The 20647-nt window shown below is 40.2% G+C and carries 28 protein-coding genes; 15 read left to right on the plus strand and 13 right to left on the minus strand.

Annotation, left to right across the window (positions count from 1 at the left end):
• The first annotated feature begins 20 nt into the window (after positions 1-20).
• From DWZ93_RS03020 to DWZ93_RS03070, 11 genes are all read left to right on the plus strand, one after another.
• Positions 21-842 (plus strand): amidohydrolase family protein, encoded by an 822-nt coding sequence (locus tag DWZ93_RS03020; RefSeq protein WP_118383857.1) that lies wholly within the window; start codon positions 21-23, stop codon positions 840-842.
• 4 nt (positions 843-846) lie between these two features.
• Positions 847-1857, plus strand: a complete 1011-nt coding sequence (asnA, locus tag DWZ93_RS03025) for an aspartate--ammonia ligase (RefSeq protein ID WP_118383858.1) — start codon at positions 847-849, stop codon at positions 1855-1857.
• Positions 1858-2002: 145 nt separating this feature from the next.
• Complete coding sequence (rplU, locus tag DWZ93_RS03030; RefSeq protein ID WP_118383859.1) at positions 2003-2311, plus strand: 50S ribosomal protein L21; 309 nt, start codon at positions 2003-2005, stop codon at positions 2309-2311.
• A gap of 14 nt (positions 2312-2325) precedes the next feature.
• On the plus strand, positions 2326-2658 hold the full coding sequence (locus DWZ93_RS03035) for a ribosomal-processing cysteine protease Prp (protein ID WP_118451917.1): 333 nt from the start codon (positions 2326-2328) through the stop codon (positions 2656-2658).
• Between the two features lie 5 nt (positions 2659-2663).
• On the plus strand, positions 2664-2948 hold the full coding sequence (rpmA, locus tag DWZ93_RS03040; RefSeq protein WP_118383861.1) for a 50S ribosomal protein L27: 285 nt from the start codon (positions 2664-2666) through the stop codon (positions 2946-2948).
• A gap of 91 nt (positions 2949-3039) precedes the next feature.
• Positions 3040-4326: a GTPase ObgE gene (gene obgE / locus DWZ93_RS03045; RefSeq protein WP_118451918.1), complete on the plus strand. Its 1287-nt coding sequence runs from the start codon at positions 3040-3042 to the stop codon at positions 4324-4326.
• A 12-nt stretch (positions 4327-4338) separates the two neighbouring features.
• Positions 4339-4629 carry a ribosome assembly RNA-binding protein YhbY gene (gene yhbY, locus DWZ93_RS03050; RefSeq protein ID WP_118451919.1) on the plus strand — a complete coding sequence of 97 codons (291 nt, stop codon included), beginning with the start codon at positions 4339-4341 and terminating at the stop codon, positions 4627-4629.
• A gap of 30 nt (positions 4630-4659) precedes the next feature.
• Positions 4660-5271 (plus strand): nicotinate-nucleotide adenylyltransferase, encoded by a 612-nt coding sequence (gene nadD, locus DWZ93_RS03055; RefSeq protein WP_118451920.1) that lies wholly within the window; start codon positions 4660-4662, stop codon positions 5269-5271.
• 8 nt (positions 5272-5279) lie between these two features.
• Positions 5280-5852 (plus strand): bis(5'-nucleosyl)-tetraphosphatase (symmetrical) YqeK, encoded by a 573-nt coding sequence (yqeK, locus tag DWZ93_RS03060; protein WP_118452071.1) that lies wholly within the window; start codon positions 5280-5282, stop codon positions 5850-5852.
• Between the two features lie 22 nt (positions 5853-5874).
• Positions 5875-6225 carry a ribosome silencing factor gene (gene rsfS / locus DWZ93_RS03065; RefSeq protein WP_118383865.1) on the plus strand — a complete coding sequence of 117 codons (351 nt, stop codon included), beginning with the start codon at positions 5875-5877 and terminating at the stop codon, positions 6223-6225.
• A gap of 16 nt (positions 6226-6241) precedes the next feature.
• The gene (locus DWZ93_RS03070; protein ID WP_118451921.1) at positions 6242-7357 is read left to right on the plus strand and encodes a DUF362 domain-containing protein; all 1116 of its coding nucleotides are present in this window, start codon (positions 6242-6244) and stop codon (positions 7355-7357) included.
• 59 nt (positions 7358-7416) lie between these two features.
• Here DWZ93_RS03070 and lexA read toward each other — a convergent pair whose 3' ends face one another.
• The gene (gene lexA, locus DWZ93_RS03075) at positions 7417-8034 is read right to left on the minus strand and encodes a transcriptional repressor LexA (protein ID WP_118383867.1); all 618 of its coding nucleotides are present in this window, start codon (positions 8032-8034) and stop codon (positions 7417-7419) included.
• Between the two features lie 258 nt (positions 8035-8292).
• On the opposite strand from lexA, the gene DWZ93_RS03080 reads away from it, so the two are divergent.
• The 3 genes from DWZ93_RS03080 (at position 8293) to DWZ93_RS03090 (ending at position 10895) form a co-directional block, all read left to right on the plus strand.
• Positions 8293-8643 (plus strand): LysM peptidoglycan-binding domain-containing protein, encoded by a 351-nt coding sequence (locus tag DWZ93_RS03080; RefSeq protein WP_118451922.1) that lies wholly within the window; start codon positions 8293-8295, stop codon positions 8641-8643.
• Positions 8644-9004: 361 nt separating this feature from the next.
• Positions 9005-10069, plus strand: a complete 1065-nt coding sequence (locus DWZ93_RS03085) for a tyrosine-type recombinase/integrase (RefSeq protein ID WP_118451923.1) — start codon at positions 9005-9007, stop codon at positions 10067-10069.
• A gap of 88 nt (positions 10070-10157) precedes the next feature.
• A complete protein-coding gene (locus DWZ93_RS03090) occupies positions 10158-10895 on the plus strand; it encodes a tRNA lysidine(34) synthetase (protein ID WP_118451924.1) in 738 nt (245 codons plus the stop codon).
• Between the two features lie 81 nt (positions 10896-10976).
• Here DWZ93_RS03090 and DWZ93_RS03095 read toward each other — a convergent pair whose 3' ends face one another.
• From DWZ93_RS03095 to DWZ93_RS03125, 7 genes are all read right to left on the minus strand, one after another.
• Positions 10977-11636 (minus strand): cytidylate kinase-like family protein, encoded by a 660-nt coding sequence (locus DWZ93_RS03095; RefSeq protein WP_118383871.1) that lies wholly within the window; start codon positions 11634-11636, stop codon positions 10977-10979.
• Between the two features lie 78 nt (positions 11637-11714).
• The gene (locus tag DWZ93_RS03100; protein WP_118451925.1) at positions 11715-12632 is read right to left on the minus strand and encodes an RluA family pseudouridine synthase; all 918 of its coding nucleotides are present in this window, start codon (positions 12630-12632) and stop codon (positions 11715-11717) included.
• Complete coding sequence (gene lspA / locus DWZ93_RS03105) at positions 12604-13122, minus strand: signal peptidase II (protein WP_118383872.1); 519 nt, start codon at positions 13120-13122, stop codon at positions 12604-12606. Before lspA ends, DWZ93_RS03100 begins: the two co-directional genes overlap by 29 nt.
• Before the next feature lie 34 nt (positions 13123-13156).
• Entirely contained in the window at positions 13157-13909 is a 753-nt protein-coding gene (locus DWZ93_RS03110) for a YlmH family RNA-binding protein (protein ID WP_118383873.1), read from the minus strand.
• Complete coding sequence (locus DWZ93_RS03115) at positions 13909-14475, minus strand: cell division protein SepF (RefSeq protein WP_118383874.1); 567 nt, start codon at positions 14473-14475, stop codon at positions 13909-13911. Before DWZ93_RS03115 ends, DWZ93_RS03110 begins: the two co-directional genes overlap by 1 nt.
• A 26-nt stretch (positions 14476-14501) precedes the next feature.
• Positions 14502-15197 (minus strand): YggS family pyridoxal phosphate-dependent enzyme, encoded by a 696-nt coding sequence (locus tag DWZ93_RS03120; protein WP_118383875.1) that lies wholly within the window; start codon positions 15195-15197, stop codon positions 14502-14504.
• Between the two features lie 12 nt (positions 15198-15209).
• Positions 15210-16607 (minus strand): HlyD family efflux transporter periplasmic adaptor subunit, encoded by a 1398-nt coding sequence (locus DWZ93_RS03125; RefSeq protein ID WP_118451926.1) that lies wholly within the window; start codon positions 16605-16607, stop codon positions 15210-15212.
• 207 nt (positions 16608-16814) lie between these two features.
• On the opposite strand from DWZ93_RS03125, the gene DWZ93_RS03130 reads away from it, so the two are divergent.
• A complete protein-coding gene (locus DWZ93_RS03130; protein ID WP_118383877.1) occupies positions 16815-17018 on the plus strand; it encodes a DUF378 domain-containing protein in 204 nt (67 codons plus the stop codon).
• A gap of 99 nt (positions 17019-17117) precedes the next feature.
• Here DWZ93_RS03130 and DWZ93_RS03135 read toward each other — a convergent pair whose 3' ends face one another.
• The 5 genes from DWZ93_RS03135 to minD are packed head-to-tail and all read right to left on the minus strand — an operon-like array spanning position 17118 to position 20627.
• Entirely contained in the window at positions 17118-18092 is a 975-nt protein-coding gene (locus DWZ93_RS03135) for a D-alanyl-D-alanine carboxypeptidase family protein (RefSeq protein ID WP_243061076.1), read from the minus strand.
• Positions 18076-18471 (minus strand): methylglyoxal synthase, encoded by a 396-nt coding sequence (gene mgsA, locus DWZ93_RS03140; protein ID WP_118383878.1) that lies wholly within the window; start codon positions 18469-18471, stop codon positions 18076-18078. The genes DWZ93_RS03135 and mgsA overlap by 17 nt, the downstream gene beginning before the upstream one ends.
• A gap of 14 nt (positions 18472-18485) precedes the next feature.
• Positions 18486-19616, minus strand: a complete 1131-nt coding sequence (locus tag DWZ93_RS03145; RefSeq protein ID WP_118451927.1) for an FtsW/RodA/SpoVE family cell cycle protein — start codon at positions 19614-19616, stop codon at positions 18486-18488.
• Positions 19613-19822: a cell division topological specificity factor MinE gene (locus DWZ93_RS03150; RefSeq protein WP_243061078.1), complete on the minus strand. Its 210-nt coding sequence runs from the start codon at positions 19820-19822 to the stop codon at positions 19613-19615. The genes DWZ93_RS03145 and DWZ93_RS03150 overlap by 4 nt, the downstream gene beginning before the upstream one ends.
• Positions 19823-19835: 13 nt before the next feature.
• Positions 19836-20627, minus strand: a complete 792-nt coding sequence (gene minD, locus DWZ93_RS03155) for a septum site-determining protein MinD (protein WP_118451929.1) — start codon at positions 20625-20627, stop codon at positions 19836-19838.
• Between the last annotated feature and the right edge of the window lie 20 nt (positions 20628-20647).

The following is a 20647-nucleotide window of genomic DNA, read 5'->3' on the forward strand; positions in this document are numbered from 1 at the left end:
AAAAGAGGAATATAAAAGTTATGATAGATTTTCATACACATATATTTCCGGAGAAGATTGTAAAGAAGACGCTTGCAATTCTGGAGGCGAATTGCGAGACGGTACCGTATACAGATGGTACTGCGGCAGGACTGCAGGCTTCGTCAGAAGAGGCAGGGATTGACTGTTCCGTGATTCTTCCTGTAGCTACGAAGCCGGAGCAGTTTGATTCGATTAACCGGTTTGCAATGCAGTTTCGTGGTCAGGACAGATTACTTTCGTTTGGAGGAATCCATCCGGATACGGAAAATGTCCGTGAGAAACTGATGTTTTTAAAAAATCAAGGATTTAAAGGCATTAAATTACATCCCGATTATCAGCAAACATTTATCGATGATATCCGATGTGAACGGATTATTGATGTGGCGAGTGAACTGGGATTAATTGTAAGTGTTCATTGTGGATTTGATCCGGGTTACAAAGAGCTGACACACTGCACACCCGATAGGATTGTAAAGATGATTGATGCAGTTCATCCGGAAAAGTTGGTACTTGCACATATGGGCAGTCTCATGATGTGGGACGATGTTGAAAAATATCTGGTCGGAGCGCCGGTGTGGTTTGATACCGGTGTTGTATTCGGACATATTGCTGAAGAACAATTCATACGTATCGTCCGTAAACAAGGCGCAGACCGTATTCTTTTTGCCAGTGATTCCCCATGGGGCGGACAGAAAGAATTTGTGCAGACATTGGAATCAACGAGTCTCACAGAAACAGAAAAACAGATGATATTCCACACAAACGCAGAAAAATTACTTGGTACGAAGATTCCGGACAGCCGGAAAATTAAGGAGGAATAAGAGAATGGCAGAGATAATTATGCCGGAGGGATATTTCTCTCCACTTACAATACGGGAAACGGAGGTAGCAATCAAAGAAATTAAGGATCATTTCCAGAGTTCACTTGCTAAGAACCTGCATCTTACCCGCGTGTCTGCACCGCTATTTGTAAAGCCGGAGAGCGGATTGAATGATAACCTGAACGGTGTGGAGCGCCCGGTTGCATTCGGTATTAAAGAACAGAATGATGACATGGCAGAGATTGTACATTCTCTGGCGAAATGGAAACGTTATGCGTTGAAAAAATACGGATTCCATTCAGGAGAAGGGCTTTACACAGATATGAGTGCGATCCGCAGAGATGAGGACACAGATAATATCCATTCTATCTACGTGGATCAGTGGGACTGGGAAAAGGTCATCTCCAAAGAAGAACGCAATACTGAAACATTAGAATATACCGTTAGGAAAGTATATGCTGCATTAAAAGATACAGAAGATTACATGGCACGCAGATACAACTATATAGAAGCAGTACTCCCTGATGAGATTACATTTGTTACATCGCAGGAACTGGAAGATATGTATCCGGATAAGACCTCTAAAGAAAGAGAATATGCTTATGCTAAATTAAAAGGTGCAATTTTTATTTCTCAGATTGGTAAAGTGCTGGCCTCTGGTGAGAAGCATGATGGAAGAGCACCTGACTATGATGACTGGGAGCTGAACGGAGATATTATCGTATATTATCCGGTTCTTGATATTGCACTGGAGCTTTCTTCCATGGGTATCCGAGTAGACGAAGATTCTCTGATGAAACAGTTAGAAATTGCCGGATGTGAAGAACGCAAGGAACTTGCATTCCAGAAGTCATTGCTGAACGGCGAACTGCCATATACAATTGGCGGAGGTATCGGACAGTCGCGTATCTGTATGTATTATCTGAGAAAGGCACATATCGGAGAAGTACAGTCTTCTCTGTGGCCGGATGAGATGATTGAAGAGACAGCAAAGCATGGAATTCATCTGCTTTAAAAAATAAAATATTTTTTAGTAATAAGCTTGCTTTTACAGCAAGCTTATGCTATTATAATCAAGTATGCCGCACAATGAGGTAATAAGTATTGCACATAGCGTGTGATCACCGTAGTTGGCGAGTAATGATAATAGGAGGTGCCATATGTACGCAATTATAGCAACAGGTGGTAAACAGTACAAAGTAGCCGAAGGCGATATCATTAAAGTAGAGAAGCTTGGTGTAGAGGCTGGCGAAACTTATACATTTGACCAGGTGCTTGCAGTAAGCGACGGAGAGCTTAAAGTAGGAGCTCCTACAGTAGCTGGTGCAACTGTTGAAGCATCCGTAGTTGAGAACGGAAAAGCCAGAAAAGTCATCGTTTACAAGTATAAGAGAAAATCTGGATACCATAAGAAAAATGGTCACAGACAGCAGTACACAGCTGTTAAGATTGAAAAGATCAACGCTTAATTCGGAGATTTTTCATGACTCATGTAACGATTTATCGTAACAAAGAAAATGAATGTATCGGTTTTACTGTAATCGGACATGCTGAGTATGCGGATGCCGGAGAAGATATTATCTGCGCCGGAATATCCATGCTGGTAATTAATACCTGTAATGCAATCGAAGCGTTGACTACAGCGAAGTTCTCACTGACGACCAATGAATCAGAAGGACTCATTGATCTGAGGCTGAAAGAAAAGCCGACGAAGGAAACCGAACTATTGTTGTCTGCGATGATTCTCGGATTCGAGAATATGGCAGACGATCAGGACTATAAAGAATATATTCACTTAACATTTGAGGAGGTGTAACGATAATGATGAAATTAAACCTTCAGTATTTCGCACACAAAAAGGGAGTAGGTTCTACAAAGAACGGACGTGACTCTGAGTCCAAGAGACTTGGTGCTAAGAGAGCCGACGGACAGTTTGTAAAAGCTGGCAACATTCTTTACAGACAGCGTGGAACAAAGATTCATCCGGGAGTTAATGTAGGTCGCGGTGGCGATGATACATTGTTCGCACTGGTTGACGGCGTTGTTCGTTTTGAGAGAAAAGGAAGAGATAAGAAACAGGTTTCTATCTACCCAGTTGCAGAGTAATTAGACATGAGACTTACGGAGGGTGCTGCGAAGTAACTGATTACAGTTATGGAACAGCACTTTCGTTATATTTCAGGAAAGGAAAACCGCAATGTTTGCAGACAGAGCAAAAATATTTATCAGATCCGGTAAAGGCGGGGACGGACATGTAAGTTTTCGTCGTGAATTATATGTGCCAAATGGCGGTCCCGATGGTGGAGACGGCGGACGTGGAGGCGATGTTATATTTGAAGTGGATGAAGGCTTAAATACACTTCAGGATTATCGTCACAGACGTAAATATGCCGCCAAAGACGGTGAGCAGGGTGGTAAGAGACGCTGCCACGGAAAAGACGCAGAAGATATTGTATTGAAAGTGCCAGAAGGAACCGTTGTCAAAGAAGCAGAATCCGGCAAAGTCATTGCAGATATGTCCGGCGACAACAGAAGACAGGTGATCTTGAAAGGTGGACGTGGAGGACTGGGTAATCAGCATTTTGCGACATCTACGATGCAGATTCCCAAGTATGCACAGCCTGGACAGCCATCCCAGGAGCTCTGGGTTAATCTTGAGCTTAAAGTCATTGCAGACGTGGGACTGGTTGGATTTCCAAATGTAGGAAAGTCTACATTTTTATCAAGAGTAACCAATGCACAGCCAAAGATCGCGAACTATCATTTTACCACTCTGAATCCGAATCTCGGTGTAGTAGATCTTCCGGACGGAAGAGGATTTGTAATCGCAGATATTCCGGGTCTGATTGAGGGTGCGTCAGAAGGTGTGGGTCTTGGACATGAATTCCTGCGTCATATTGAGCGTACCAAGCTGATGATCCATGTAGTAGATGCTGCAGGTACCGAAGGACGTGATCCGGTCGATGACATTTACAAGATCAATGCAGAATTAAAGGCGTATAACGCTGATATTGCGAATCGTCCACAGGTAATCGCAGCAAATAAGATCGATGCGATTTACAGTGATCCGGAGAACGATCCAATCAAGCGTCTGAAAGATGAATTCGAGCCACAGGGATACAAGGTGTTTCCGATTTCCGGTGTTACAGGAGAAGGTTTGAATGAACTTCTGTATTATGTGTCTGATCAGTTAAAGGATCTGGATGCAGCACCGATCGTATTTGAGCAGGAGTATTTCCCTGAGGATGAACTGATTTACGTGGATCTTCCGTATACTGTAGAAAAAGAAGATGGTATGTATGTCGTAGAAGGACCAAAGATCGAGAAAATGCTTGGTTATACCAATCTGGATTCAGAGAAGGGATTTGCATTCTTCCAGAAGTTCCTGAAGGATACTGGAATCCTGAAAGAACTGGAAGATGCTGGTATTGAAGAAGGCGATACCGTACGCATGTACGGTCTCCAGTTTGATTATTATAAATAAAGGAGAACAGGAATGACTACAAAACAGAGAGCATATTTGAAGAGTCTTGCCATGACCATGGATCCGGTATTTCAGATTGGAAAGAACTGTGTAACACCGGAAGTGACTGCGGCTGTATCAGAAGCGTTGGAAGCAAGAGAGCTGATCAAGCTCAGCGTATTACAGAACTGTGTCGATGATCCGAAAGAAATGGCAAAAGTTCTTGCAGAGCGTACACATTCACAGGTTGTACAGGTAATTGGTAAGAAAATCGTTCTGTATAAAGAAAGTAAAGACGACAAGAAAAAGATACAGTTACCATAAAATATTTATGTGTACTATCGAGGAGTAGACATGAAAATTGGAATAATGGGAGGCACATTTGATCCCATTCATAACGGACATCTGATGCTGGGAGAATATGCATATCGTGAATTTAAGCTGGATCAGGTCTGGTTTATGCCGAATGGGAATCCGCCTCATAAACAGGATAGTGTGTTCCAGACAACGAGAGAAGACCGCATGGAGATGGTAACTCGTTCAATTGAAAAGTATGATTACTTTCGTCTGGAAGATTATGAGATTAAACGGCAGGAAATCTCATATTCCTATCAGACAATGGAATATTTTAAAGAAAAATATCCGGAAAATCATTTTTATTTTATCATTGGCGCGGATTCACTGTTTATGTTTGAACAGTGGGTGCATCCGGAGCGAATCGCTGCGACCTGTACAATTTTGGCTGCATACAGAGATGATAAAAACAATCGTCAGGTAATGGAAGATAAGATTGCTGAGCTGAATCGCAAATACAATGCAGATTTCCGTCTTCTGGTTACGCCAGTGCTTCCGATGGCATCTCATGAGCTACGGAACCGACTGCAGCAAGGAGGTTCTGTGACAGGCGAAATTCCAATCGAAGCAGAAGAATATATCAGAGAACATCATTTGTATAAAGGAGTGTAATGACATTAATGAATCATGAGCTTACATTTATTCAGAATGAACTGAAAAAGGAACTGGATGAGCTTCGTTATCAGCACACATTGGGTGTCATGTATACAGCATCAGCTATGGCAATGTGTCATGGTGCAGATCTCACACAGGCACTGACAGCAGGACTTTTACATGACTGTGCCAAATGTATCCCTGCGGATGAGAAGATACGTATGTGTAAAGAACATGAGATTCCCGTTACAGATATAGAATATGCGAATCCAGGACTTCTGCATGCAAAGCTTGGTGCTTATCTGGCAGAAGAAAAATACGGAATCTTGGATCCGGTGATTCTGGATGCGATACGCTATCATACCACAGGGAGACCGGAGATGACTCTGATGGATAAGATTATATATATATCTGATTATATGGAACCGGGAAGGAAAGAACTTCCGAATATGAATGATGTGCGATATCTGGCATTTCATGATATTGATGCGTGTTTGTACCGGATATTGCATGATTCACTGGGATATCTGAACAGTACCGGGAAACCGCTAGATCCTATGACAGCAGAGACTTGTCAGTACTATGAAAACAAAAGGTAATTTTTAATCAGGAGGACTGTATATGAATCAGGCGAATACAATGGCTAAAGTTATATATGATGCACTGGATGAAAAGAAAGGTGCAGATATTAAGATTATTGATATTTCAACTGTTTCTACGATTGCAGATTATTTTGTGATCGCAACCGGAAACAGCAACAGTCAGGTTAGTGCACTGGTAGAGAATGTAGAAGAGCAGATGCATAAGAATGGATTTGCCATGAAGCAGCGAGAGGGTAATGGTAACAGCCCATGGATCCTGCTGGATTATGCAGATGTGATCGTGCATGTGTTTGATAAAGAGAACAGAAGTTTCTACAATCTGGAACACATCTGGCATGATGGAAAAGAAATTATGAGAGATGATTTGTAAAAGGAGTGGTAAAATCGTGGATAAATCACAGGTTTATTTTACAACATTTAAAGCAACACTGAATGAGAACCTGCTTCAGAAATTGCACAGACTCATGAAGACTGCCGGATTTGAAAATATTGATTTTTATGAAAAATATGCGGCTATTAAGATTCACTTCGGAGAATATGGTAATCTTGCATTCTTAAGACCGAATTACGCAAGGGTTGTGGCAGACTATGTAAAAGAACTTGGCGGTAAACCATTTCTTACAGATTGTAATACACTTTATGTCGGAAGCAGAAAGAATGCACTGGATCATCTGGAGACTGCATACATCAATGGGTTTTCGCCATATCAGACCGGTTGTCACGTTATCATCGGTGACGGTCTGAAGGGAACTGATGAAGAGATTGTTCCGATTAATGGCGAATATGTAAAAGAAGCAAAGATTGGTCAGGCAATCATGGATGCAGATGTTTTTATCTCACTGACACATTTCAAAGGACATGAGACAGCCGGATTTGGCGGTGCAATTAAAAATATCGGTATGGGATGTGGTTCAAGAGCCGGTAAAATGGAACAGCACTGCGACGGTAAACCAAGTGTGGATCAGGATAACTGTATAGGATGTGGTGCCTGTTCGAGAATCTGTGCACATGATGCACCGGTTATTACCGAAAGAAAAGCATTGATCGACCATGATAAATGTGTGGGCTGCGGAAGATGTCTGGCAGTCTGTCCAAAGGATGCGATTGCAGCAGATTTCAGCGATTCCGTTGCGATGCTGAATTATAAAATGGCTGAATACAGCTATGCGGTATGTAAGGACAGACCATGTTTCCATGTATCTCTGATATGTGACGTATCACCAAATTGTGACTGTCATGCAGAGAATGATATTCCGATCATTCCTAATGTTGGTATGCTTGCATCGTTTGATCCTGTGGCATTAGATCAGGCCTGCGCAGATCTGTGCAATCAGATGCCTGTTATCGATGGCAGTGAGCTTGATAAGAATATCAAAGAGATGGGACATAAACATCACGATCATTTCCATATGACACATCCGGATGCGGAGTGGGAGACCTGCCTGGCTCATGCAGAGAAGATTGGTCTTGGCACAAGAGCATATGAACTTCATACAATTTAGAACAAAAAGATAATCGGACAAAGTTTTTATTCTTTGCCCGATTATCTTTTTCGCATTATTTATTCGAAAAATCTAAATACACCGATTACTTTGCCAAGAATCGTAACATCTGGTACAATGATCGGATCCATATAGTCGTTCTCTGGCTGAAGTCTGATATAGCCATTTTCTTTGTAAAATGTCTTAACCGTAGCCCCATCTTCAATCAAGGCAACGACCATCTCTCCATTAGACGCATTATGCTGTTCCTTAACCAGTACCAGGTCCCCGTTAAGGATACCGGCATTTACCATACTTTCACCCTGTACTTTTAACAGGAATGTATTCGCATTCGGAAGCATCTCGACAGGAATAGGGAAGTAGTCTTCGATATTCTGTTCAGCAAGAAGCGGTTCCCCGGCAGCTACGTGACCGATAATAGGAACACTGGTCATCTCGCGGCGCATCATTGCAAAAGAGTCATCCAGAATCTCAATTGCTCTTGGCTTCGTAGGATCACGGCGAATATAACCGTTCTTTTCAAGTGTCTCAAGATGAGAGTGAACAGAAGAAGTAGACTTCAAATGTACAGCTTCACAGATGTCACGCACAGCAGGCGGAAATCCTCTCTCAAGAATCTGAGACTTAATATAGTCAAGAATCTCTTGTTGTTTTGATGAAATCTTACCCTGTGCCATTGAAACATACTCCTTTCGATTACTAAACGATTACTAAATATAAGTGGGGATATCCCCGATACTTTAATATAAGTCTACCATAGCAAAAGTGAAAAAGCAAACAAATGTTTAGAAAATATGTTCGATTATTTTAATCGAATCTATTGACAAACATGTGTTCTTTATATATAATTCAGATATAAACATGAACGAATGTTCGGAACGAGCGTTCGATATATTCACAGAGTGGGAGATTAAAGATTAAAGGGGGATTTTATTATGAGACGATCACACAGCACAGTTAAGAGAGTACGTACCGTATATGTAGAGAAGTTGATCTTTTTTGTAGCAGCTATGATTATTGCTTTAATTTTAAGTATTATTGCAGGAAGAAAACTTGTCAGTGCACATGACGACCGTAAGAATGAACCGGTTAATTTTACTTACTATAAGAGTATTGAGGTACAGGAAGGCGATACCTTATGGAATATTGCAAGTGCCTATGCAGACGAAGGCACATCTGTAAAAGCATATATTAAGGAATTAAAAGAGATCAATCATCTGGACAGTGATTCTATTCAGGAAGGTTCTTATCTGACAGTTGCTTATACAGATCAGGATTTCCGATAAAGCATTAACATTAAGATAAAGATTATAGATTGATTAGCACAGATATTTAGAATACTCGTTATTCTTAAATATAGTAACTATTCATACATTGAATGGTTACACCTCATTTATATTTATATACTTACCCCAGAGTCAGGACGGTCAGACATCAGATTATACTGGTAGATGATCGTTCTGTTCTTATATAGAGGAATAGGCACATCTATAGGTTATTAAGTATTGACTGAATGAATGCAAATAGGATATACTGTAAGTGAAACAGATCTATACGTAAAATACCGATTTTTCCAAAAGATTTATATAAAAATCTTTATAAATCAATGATCATCTTTATACAGACTATGTTTTTAGGAGGATTACTATGGCATCTAAGGAACGTACCTATCATGAACAGAGGAATATTGATTATACATTGCGTCTCAGAGAATTGTTAAAGACGTTGCCTCCATTCGCTAAGGATTACTTTCGTGCAATCGAATATACTTCATCTATTCGTACAAGGCTGAACTATGCGTATGACATTCGGGTATTTTACCATTATCTGATGGAATATAACCCTGTATATCGCAATTACAGTATTGAACAGTTTCAGCCGGCAGATCTGGAGAAGCTTTCAGCAGTTGACATTGAAGAATATATGGATTACCTTAAGGTATATAAAAGTGATGATGACGCACTCCGAACGAATGGTGAAAAGGGTCTTGCACGCAAGATGTCGGCACTTCGGAGCTTTTATGGATATTATTACAAGCATCAGGTTATCACACAGAATCCTACATTGCTCGTAGACATGCCTAAACAGCACGAAAAAGCGATTATACGACTGGACGCGGATGAAGTTGCATTGCTCTTGGATTACGTCGAATCTGCTGGTTCTACGCTGTCTGGACAGGCTCTTAAGTACTATGAAAAGACCCGGGACCGGGATCTGGCAATTCTCACTTTACTTCTTGGAACCGGTATTCGTGTATCGGAATGTGTTGGTCTGGATCTTACCGATGTAGATTTCAAAAATAATGGAATTACAGTTACCAGGAAAGGTGGTAATCAGATGGTTGTCTATTTTGGCAATGAGGTTGCAGAGGCATTAAAGCAGTATATGCAAGGTGATCGTAAGGTTCTCTCTCCTCTTCCCGGGCATGAGAATGCATTGTTCTTATCTACTCAGAGACGTCGTATGGGTGTACAGGCTGTTGAGAATATGGTGAAGAAGTATTCCCGTCAGGTTACACCGAATAAAAAAATCACACCTCATAAGCTTCGGAGTACCTATGGCACATCACTGTACCGGGAAACCGGTGATATTTATCTCGTGGCGGACGTTCTTGGACATAAGGATGTGAATACTACGAAAAAGCATTATGCAGCAATTGACGAGAACCGGCGTAGACAGGCCGCTTCTGCCGTAAAATTACGTGAAGATTAAAGCGATTTCAAAACTGTCTGTGAAGCAGTCTTTGGAAAGATCGTTATCTACAAATAAGATGATTTAGGAAAGGATCAGAGAATATCATATGAAATTACAACAGTTACTAAGCCACACAAGAAAGGCTGTAGATGAATACAAGATGATTCAGGAAGGGGATCATATAGCAGTGGGAATATCCGGAGGAAAAGACAGTCTCACATTGCTCTACGCTCTGCATGGACTGAAACGCTTTTATCCGAATCACTTCGAACTCAGTGCGATCACTGTTGATCTCGGCTATGAACAGTGTGATTTCACTCCAATCAAGGAATTATGCCGGGAAATGGAGATTCCATATCATATTGTAAAGACAGACATTGCACAGATTCTTTTTGAGGAACGCAAGGAAAAGAATCCATGCTCTCTCTGTGCCAAGATGCGGAAAGGTGCATTGAACCAGGCAGTAAAGGAAATTGGCTGTAATAAGATTGCGTATGCCCATCATAAGGACGATATTATTGAGACGATGATTCTCTCGCTTTTCTTTGAGGGAAGATTTTATTCATTTTCACCGAAGACATATCTGGACCGTATGGATCTTACAGTAATTCGCCCGATTATGTTTGTGGACGAAGCAGATGTGATCGGATTTAAGAACAAGTATAATCTTCCGGTAGTAAAAAGTGCCTGTCCGGTCGATGGATATACAAAAAGACAATATGCAAAGGATCTGTTAGCCGATTTGAACCGTCAGTATCCAGGTATCAAACAGAGAATGTTTACTGCGATTCTGAATGGTAATATTCCGGGATGGCCGGAACGTATACCTTATATCAGAAAGTAATGGGGATTAGCTGCTTTTTAACTATACGAGAAAAGGGTGAATCCAGATAAATGGACTCACCCTTTTCTACATTAATTATAATTATTCATCATATTGCCAGATATTACGCTTGATGCCCTTTTCTTTTACTTCTATGAGTTTGATGATTGCTTCAGCTGTACCCTCCAGACCAAGTACGGAACTGTCCAGGCAAACATCATAACTATCGGCATCACCCCATCGTTTATCGGTATAGTAATTATAGTAGCTTGCACGCTTCTTATTCGTCTTGATGATCAGATCTTTTGCTTTTGCATCCGTCAGATCATATTTTTTTGCGATACGTTTGATTCTGGCATCTAGATCAGCATGAATAAATACACTTAACAGATTCGGATAACCTTCCAATGCATAATCTGCACAACGTCCGACAAGAATACATGGTCCTTCATTAGCTATTTTTTTAATTGCATCAAACTGTGCCAGAAAGATCTTGTGATTAATTGGCATATCATTATAAGTGCTTCCGGAATATCCCATGGAATATGTATCCATTACCAGGGAATAAAGAAAACTGTTACTCGGTTTTTCATCATGAGATTCAAACAATTCTTCGCAGATACCGCTGTCCTGCGCTGCTCTCTGAAGCATCTCTTTGTCATATAACTTGATACCCAGCTTGTCGGCAACCATATATCCGATCTCTCTTCCGCCGCTTCCAAACTGTCGTCCGATTGTAATAATTGTATTTGTCTTTGCCATAGGATCACGCTCCTTTTTAATCTTTCTATACTATGATTATAACTCATTCAGAAGAAAATGTATAGTTAATTTGAACTATTAATAATTATTTTTAAGTATTTGCAATAAATTATTAAAATAGTCAGGCAACGGAGCGTCAAATTCCATATACTCTCCTGTCCTTGGGTGAATGATGCCAAGTATCTTTGCGTGAAGTGTCTGACCCTGAAGATTTTTAAATGGACATTTCGCCGGACTGTATACGTCATCACCTAATAACGGATGTCCAATACTTGCCATATGGACACGGATCTGATGTGTTCTTCCTGTTTCAAGCTCACATTGAATAAAGGTATAATCTCCGAATCTTTCGATTACAGTATAGTGTGTAACTGCGTGTTTCCCCTGCTTACATTTCGTGCTCATCTTTTTACGGTCAATAGGGTGACGACCGATCGCAGCGTTTACAGTTCCGTGGTCTTCTTTAATATTGCCGTGTACAATTGCATAGTACACTCGTTTGATGGAATGTTCCTTCAGCTGCTCGGCAATACACTGATGAGCCATATCATTTTTACATATGATTAAGGAGCCGGTGGTATCCATATCAATTCGGTGAACGATACCCGGGCGCATAACTCCGTTAATTCCCGATAATTCATTTCCGCAATGATACATTAATGCATTGACAAGAGTGCCGGAATAATGTCCCGGTGCCGGATGGACCACCATGCCTTTTGGTTTGTTGATTACAATTATATCCTGATCCTCATACAGAATATCTAATGGAATGTCCTCAGCTTCGATTTCAGGCTCTTTAAGCTCCGGTATGGTAACTTTTATGCTTTCATACAAAGAAAGCCTGTAATTGGCTTTTACAGGCTTCTCAGAAACAGTCACAAGACCATCCTTTATTATCTTTTGTATATAGGATCTGGACATATCTGGCATTTGTTCTGCCAGATAACGGTCAATTCTTTTGCCCTCTTCATTTTCTACGATGAAACAGTTCTTCAAATTCGTCCTCCTGATAATAGAATAAGATCAAAATTACTAATACGATCGTTGATACCGTAACATAGATATCCGCCACATTGAAAATCGGAAAATCAATCAGATTGAAGTAGAAAAAATCTACCACATATCCCAGATATATCCGGTCAATCATATTACCAATTGCACCTGCACAGATACCGATGATACAGATACGAAGCGGCAGATACCGTTGTGCATTAGGTAATTTACCATAAATCCATATAGCAAAGATCAATATGACCAGAGCACAGATCAGAAAGAAAATACGCTGATTCTGTAACAGTCCAAATGCTGCACCACGATTTTCAAGATAGCAGAGCTGAAATACTTTGTTGATCAGAATGAAAGGTGTTTTTCCCTGAAGCTTTGTTACAGCCAGGTGCTTCGTCCACTGATCCAGAATGATAGCAAAGATAGTAAGCAGACATGCCGGTACGTAATTAATTTTTGGTTGATTATTATTCTGAGTCATGATACGCTCCTGATATTTATGTATTTGTGGAATTCTAATACTTATACAGACGGATAAAATACCGCCCTTTTTTTGTTTCACTGATGACGCTGTCATACTGAATTCTTCCCATACCACGTACAGAAATGATATCGTTTTCTTTCAGACGGTAGCCATTGCTGGTAATCATTTTTCCGTTTACGAATACTTTTCCACCTTCGATATAACCGACCAGTTTACTTCTGGACATCGGAAATGCAGATGAAAGTACGCTGTCCAGACGAATTGAAGATACATTTCCTTTTATCTCCGTACGTTCTGGCATATAATGAAATTCGCTGAGCTGCATTTTTTCTACTGAAATCAATGTATGACGAACTCGTGTAAACTCTTTATATATAAAATCACTCATATCCGCATGGCAGAATATCAGACAGGAATCATCCGTCACCGCCAAATCACCAATCTTAGATCGTTCAATACCAAGATTGAGAAGTGCACCGAGATAATCCCTGTGTGTAAGTGATTCGGCATATTTCCTGTGAACTGCCGATACACGCAGTACATCGATTGGATATTCATATTCATAACAAAGAGCATCAGGTAGAAATGCAACCATCTGACGCTCCGCATATTCATATCCACCAAAGAGCTCATATCTGGTTGAAAGCTCATTCTTTGGTATAGACTGTAAAATATGAAGTTCATTTAAATTAAGAAAATCTGAAAATGTTACAATATCACGCTGGTATGCAATAGATGACAATTCCAACAGGCGTTTCTGCAACATCTGTTCTTCCTTGTTCATTAAAATCTTGAACCCATTGATGATGAATCAAAAGATGTTCCCAAAAGATCCTGAAGATCACCGGAAATATCTACATTGGTAGGTGTTACAAGGAATATGTAATTCGAAATCTTCTGCAGATTACCGCTAATAGCAAATGCAGATCCTGAAATAAAGTCTATGATACGCTGTGCAATCTCAAGATCCAGTCCCTCCAGATTCAGAATTACAGTTCTTCCGCTAAGCAGTGTCTCACAGATCTCACGAGAATCATCTACAGATGCCGGTTTGATCACACAGACTTCCATGCTTACATTGTTAGCTCTTCTGTTAGAAGGACGCATCGGTGTCACTTTATTACTTACCGCGGTAGAGTTCGAACGCTTAGAGGATGAACGTTCTTCAATATAATCGTCATCGTCATAATCATCGTCGTCATCGCTCTTCATTAAACGGCTGAAGATACCTTTCTTCGGTTTCTCGTCTTCGTAGTCATCGTCATAATCATCATCGAAGAAATCATCATCTTCGTAATCATCGTCATCACTCAGTTTCATAATATCAAGGAACTTATCTAATACTCCCATTTTATATGTTCTCCTATCCTGTGTTTTTAGACCTGGTTGTAATTGCGCGCACCAAAGAGTCCGGTACCAACCCGAACCATAGTTGAGCCCTCTTCAATCGCAACCTCATAGTCATTTGTCATACCCATAGAAAGTATACTCATGATTACATTATCCGATTTTTTACGCTCGATGTCAACAGCAATGTTACGTAAACGGTTAAAATAAATACGATTTTCTTCAGGATTTTCCACAAATGGAGCAATTGTCATTAATCCGCAGATTCTTATGTGAGGTAATTGCGAAACCTGTGATACCAGTTCTTCTACTTTTTCCGGCATAACACCGAATTTAGATTCTTCTTTTGCAACATTCACTTCGATCAGAATCTTTATAATAAGATCTTTTTTTGCTGCTTCTTTTTCAATTGTTTCAGCAAGACGCAGAGAATCTACCGAGTGGATCATGTCTACTTTATCGATAATATATTTTACTTTATTTCTCTGTAAATGACCGATCATATGCCAGGAAATGTCCTTTGGAAGTGCTTCGTATTTATCTACAATCTCCTGAACTTTATTCTCGCCAAAAACGCGTACACCAAAATCATAAGCTTCCTGAAGCATTTGAATTGGTTTCGTCTTACTGACTGCAATCAGCGTGACATCCTCTCTGTTGCGACCGGCCCTGTCACAGGCTGCCTGAATATTTGCATTTACTTTGTCAAAATTATCTTTCAGCATCTTAATCTCTCCTTAAAATACAATATCATTTTCATGTACATTCTTACTGTCTAAAGCAATGTGGTCGAAATTCGACAGTCCATAGTCATTGCCGTCTTCTATGATATAGTATTCTTCACCTTCACATAGAATGTTGATCTGGCGGAATACTGCATAGCCTTTGTTGATGTTATATACACCTGAAAGCTTAGCTGTTTTAGACAGGGTATATGCATCACCGGAATCCGTTTTTTGTAATACAGTACCTTCTTTAAAACTATCCATATCAAGATAAGCCATATCTGTCTCTATATCACGATAATATACAGTAGCTTCCTGAAATTCAACGGAATTCTTTTTGCCCTGTACCAGTACTCCGGTATTATTGCTGCCCCCTCCGCTGGTAATATAATCCTGCGGAACAATATAAAACTCTTTTTCAGTAACGGCAGTCTTTGGGATTTTAAGACCTGATTCATCCTCCAGAATGAGTTCTATGTCCAGATAACGTTCCGTAGCATAACGGATCATAGAATGGTCAAAAGTCAGATAGGCAAGGTTAGAATCCTTGGTATTGTAAATCTGAAGTGCGGCCCAGGTAGTCTCATTATCCTTGGAGAATTTAACCTTTACACTGGACTGTTCAGCAAGCTGCTGAGCCATAGTATCACTGAGTTCAATCACTACGGTCCAGTCGTCACTCATGATAAGCTTATACACCGGATCACCGGAATTTACCAGGGTATCATTCGAAAGAGTTGTACTCTCATAATTCTTTTTTTCAAGGATATCTGTTGTGACGTCGTCTTTGGTCAGTGATTCATAACCGTCAATAGTATAAACCACTACTCCATCGCTGTCAGCTGTGTGCACGGTAAGTCCTGAAGTTCCTGCATCAACGAGTGCCTGTAATCTGGCCTGTCTGCTCTGTGCTGTATTCGTTTGCACGACGTCAGTGATTGTATTCTTAAAATTGTAGACATCATTATATTGCTGGGAACGAAAGCTTTCTGTAAAAGAATGTGCTTTTTGTATGATGGATGCCTGCTCTTCTGCTGTAAGATCCGACGACGCAGAATCATCTTCTGCACTGGTTGATGCATCCTGGTCATCCAGTCCCAGCTTGTTCTGAGAAATACTGTATACATTAGTTTTGCTGCCGACCTTGCTTCCTTCTGTTACAAAATAATTCACATATCCATCAGAATCTGCCTTGACAATCTGTTCGTCTCTGAGAACAAGACCCGTGTAGGCATTATCTTTTAAAATTGAACCTTCTCTTACTTCATAAACGGACACCTTTTTATTGGTAACGTATGCGAGAATTGTTATTACAAGATATATAAAAATGATTCCGAAAAGAATCACGCCGATATTATATTTAGTCTTCTTCTGATAGATCTGTATATTCGTCAGATTTTTATCTGCCAAAATATTCGCCTCCCCATTATATCCCCTTTTTTAAACAAAGCTATTGTACCATCTTTAATCTGACGGTACAATATCAGGATTTAAAAATTAAATACGTCTTATATTAAAATTAGTGTATGAAGATTTGCATTCAGGTGCATACTACCATTATCCGGTTAGGTATGTAATCTGCTTACTGCTTAACCTCACCATAAAGGAGGTCATTACATGAAATGGTTTGATAATACCGCATTAACAATTGTTATCATTGGAGCAGTCAACTGGCTTCTGGTAGGAATATTCCGATTTGACCTTGTAGCATTTCTGTTTGGAAATCTCACCTGGTTATCAAGAATCATCTATGCGTTAGTCGGTTTGTGCGGATTGTACCTGATCAGCATGTATGGACGAATTCAGTCCATGGAATCATAAAGAAATGCTTATGTCATACAATAAGAAGGAGGGGTATCAATGTGATAATCCCCTCTTTGCTTTATGCTTTCATTCATTTTTATCCTTTATAAATGCTATTTATGAAAGATTCGGTATCTGATTGATAATTGCTGTCATGTCCTCATATAAAAGAGGTTTGCTGTCTGCACCCATTACGATAGAAATATAATGTTTACCACTTTCATCCTGATCAAGAAGGATGAGACAGTTTCCGGCTTCTCCGGTATATCCAGTCTTACCGCCGATTACTTCTGCTCCATCCGGAAGTGCAGCTTCTCCTTTGGCATAATAGCTTGTTGGATACCAGGTTACCTGTCTGACAGTTCCATCTGTACCAGTAATATCAGCTGTATAGGAATCAGAACTTATAATATCCATAAATTCCTGATGCTTGATGCATTCATTAAAAATCAGATACATATCATACGCCGTTGTGTAGTGATTCTCGTCATGAAGACCGTTTGGGGTGACAAAATGCGTATTCGTTGCCCCAAGTTCTTCTGCTTTCTTATTCATGAGATTTACAAAATCTTCCACACTGCCATCACCTGCATATTCTGCAATTGCTACTGCATTGTCATTGCCTGAATGAAGCAGTAAGCCGTTAAGAAGAGCTTCCATAGATATCTGATCACCTTCCTGAAGTCCGCATACCTGCGCTTCTATGTCAAAGCTTGATGCAGCGGCATCCTGACTTACTGTAACAGTCTCGTCCATATCACAAAGTTCCATAGCGGTTAAAGCAGTCAGAATCTTTGTCGTGCTGGCAGGATATATTTTCTCATGAATATTATATGCATAATCAACAGTTTTATCATCGATATTAAAAAGTCCTGCTGCATGCAGAGATGAATCCCCGGTGAAGTCTTCTATCTCTACATCGTCTTTGCTGACACATAGGTCTTCTGCATATAAATGCCCTTCATAAAGATTATTATTATAATTTTCAGCTTCATATTTGGCAACTGTATTCTCAGACTGGCAGCCGGTCAAAAGTGCACAGCTGAATACCAGAACGGAAAATACGGAGATGCCTTTACCTGTACATTTCACGCCAGTCTAAATCTCCTCTATCTAATGCTAATACAATCAACTCTGCCGTAGCAAGGTTGGTGGCCATCGGAATATTATGCATATCACAAAGCCTGATAACGTCATTTACATCCGGTTCATGAGGCTTAGCATTTGTAGGATCTCTCAAAAAGATCAGCGCATCAATATCATTCTGAGCAATCTGTGCGCCAAGCTGCTGCTTTCCCCCTAATGGACCAGCAAGATACTTATGAACAGACAGGTTGGTTACCTCTTCGATCAGACGCCCTGTCGTCCCTGTTGCATATAAATTGTGTTTACTTAAAATACCGCGGTATGCGATACAAAAATTCTGCATCAGAGTTTTTTTCGAATCATGCGCAATTAAACCTATGTTCATTACATTCTACCTCTCTATTTGTATTTTTTAGGCTGCAAACCAATATTGAGTACCAGACCAATACCAAGATACAGACTTACCAGTGATGTCAGACCATAACTGACAAACGGAAGCGGAATACCTGTGTTTGGAAATATCTGAGTGGCTACTGCAACATTAATGAAGGTCTGAATCCCTATAAGCGAACCTACACCGCAACATATGACCTTACCTGCGGTATCCTGTGCATGTGTTCCAATCAGAATGCAGTCTATTACTATTAATAATAACAGAGCAATTATCAGACAGCAACCCACAAATCCTAATTCTTCGCCAACAATTGCAAAAATAAAGTCTGTTTGGGGTTCCAGAATAAAATTTCCGTTCTTTACAGATGTTGTTGTGTTATTATTAAGGCCCTTTCCGGTAAGCTGTCCGGAACCAATCGCCATAACGGAATTGTTTTGCTGATAAGCTTCGTCACTTGCGTATTTTTCCGGTTCCAACCAAGCAAGAATACGCTTCTGCTGATAATTATCCAGTAATTTCTGATTTGGCTGTACAACAATGCTTAAGAAAATGACAGCTACAGGTATAGTGATCAGAAGCACCGTTCCAATAAACCGATAACTTAATCCTCCTACATACATCAGAAAACAGAAAAGTGTTGCTGTACAGATTGTTGTAGAAAGATTAGGCTCTTTAAAGATTAATGCAAGCGGGATTGCAATTAAAATCACAGCTTTCAGTATCGTCTGTTTTTCACTCAGATCCTCTTCGTGTTTCATAATAAATTTAGCAAAAAATATGATCAGAAGGATCTTAGCAAGCTCTGATGGCTGAAAATTAGTAAAACCAAGATTGATCCATCTTCTTGCTCCGTTTACATAGACTCCGATTCCCGGAATCAGTACAATTGCAAGCATAAATACTGACATTCCATACAAGATCCAGTAGAAGTTCGTAATCCATACATAGTCTATCAAAGATACGATTGCCATAACAACCAGGCCGATCACTACACCAAATATCTGTTTATTCTGATATGATTCATTAGCACTTCCTACAACCAGTATGCCGATAATCGAAAGTACCAGAACCAATGCGACCAGTCCGAAACGATAATTCTTTAATTTGTATGGTTTCCTAAATTTAATTCGTCTCAATGTTGTTCTCCCATTAATTGAATGTGTATTTCTGAACGGGTTATATTTATCCGCATTTCATCTTCCGCAACAGCCATATATTTTGAAAGAGTTTTGTAGAGTTCTTTGCAGATCATCTCATACTCTTCTGGCTTACATTGAATCCGGTCTGAGACGACCAGTGCCTCCAGACGTTCTTTCGCAATTGGTACGGAAGTCTTTTTCATTATCAGGAACCTCCTAATTCTTACGGAACCTGTTGGCGAGTCTGCTCAGGAAATTCTGGGCATGGTTCAAATCCAGAAATTCTACTTCTTCCCCCAGTATCCTGCGGCAAATATTGCTGTAAGCAGTTCCAGCGGTCGAATGTATACTGATCACAGGGGTTCCTTGATTGGTTCCGATTACAACCTGCTCATCATCCGGAATTATCCCAAGAAGTGGAATGGATAAGATTTCGGTCACATCATCAACTGACATCATATCACCTCGTTTTACCATATCAATCCGGATACGATTAATGATCAATTCATTCTTGCGAATACCATTCTTTTCCAGAAGTCCGATTATGCGATCCGCATCTCGGATAGCAGAGACTTCCGGTGTAGTCACTATGAAAGCTCGTTCTGCCCCTGCGATCGCATTCTGAAATCCCTGTTCGATACCAGCCGGGCAGTCTACTAAAATATAATCAAATTCTTCTTTTAACTCATCTGTAAGCTTACGGATCTGCCCCGGTGACACTGCACTTTTATCTTTAGTCTGGGCAGAAGGAAGCAGATAAAGATTCTCATAACGTCTGTCACGGATTAATGCCTGCTTCATTCGACATTTGCCCTCTATTACATCTACAAGATTATATACGATCAGATTCTCAAGCCCCATAACCACATCCAGATTACGAAGCCCCAGATCTGTATCGATAATAACCACTTTTTTATCTAACCTAGATAGTCCGGCACCGATATTTGCCGTGGTAGTAGTCTTGCCTACGCCGCCTTTTCCTGATGTAACAACAATTACTTCACCCATAATAATCCTCCTGCTTTCTG

The sequence above is a fragment of the Dorea sp. AF36-15AT genome (assembly GCF_003477705.1).
Lineage (GTDB): Bacteria > Bacillota > Clostridia > Lachnospirales > Lachnospiraceae > Claveliimonas > Claveliimonas ammoniilytica.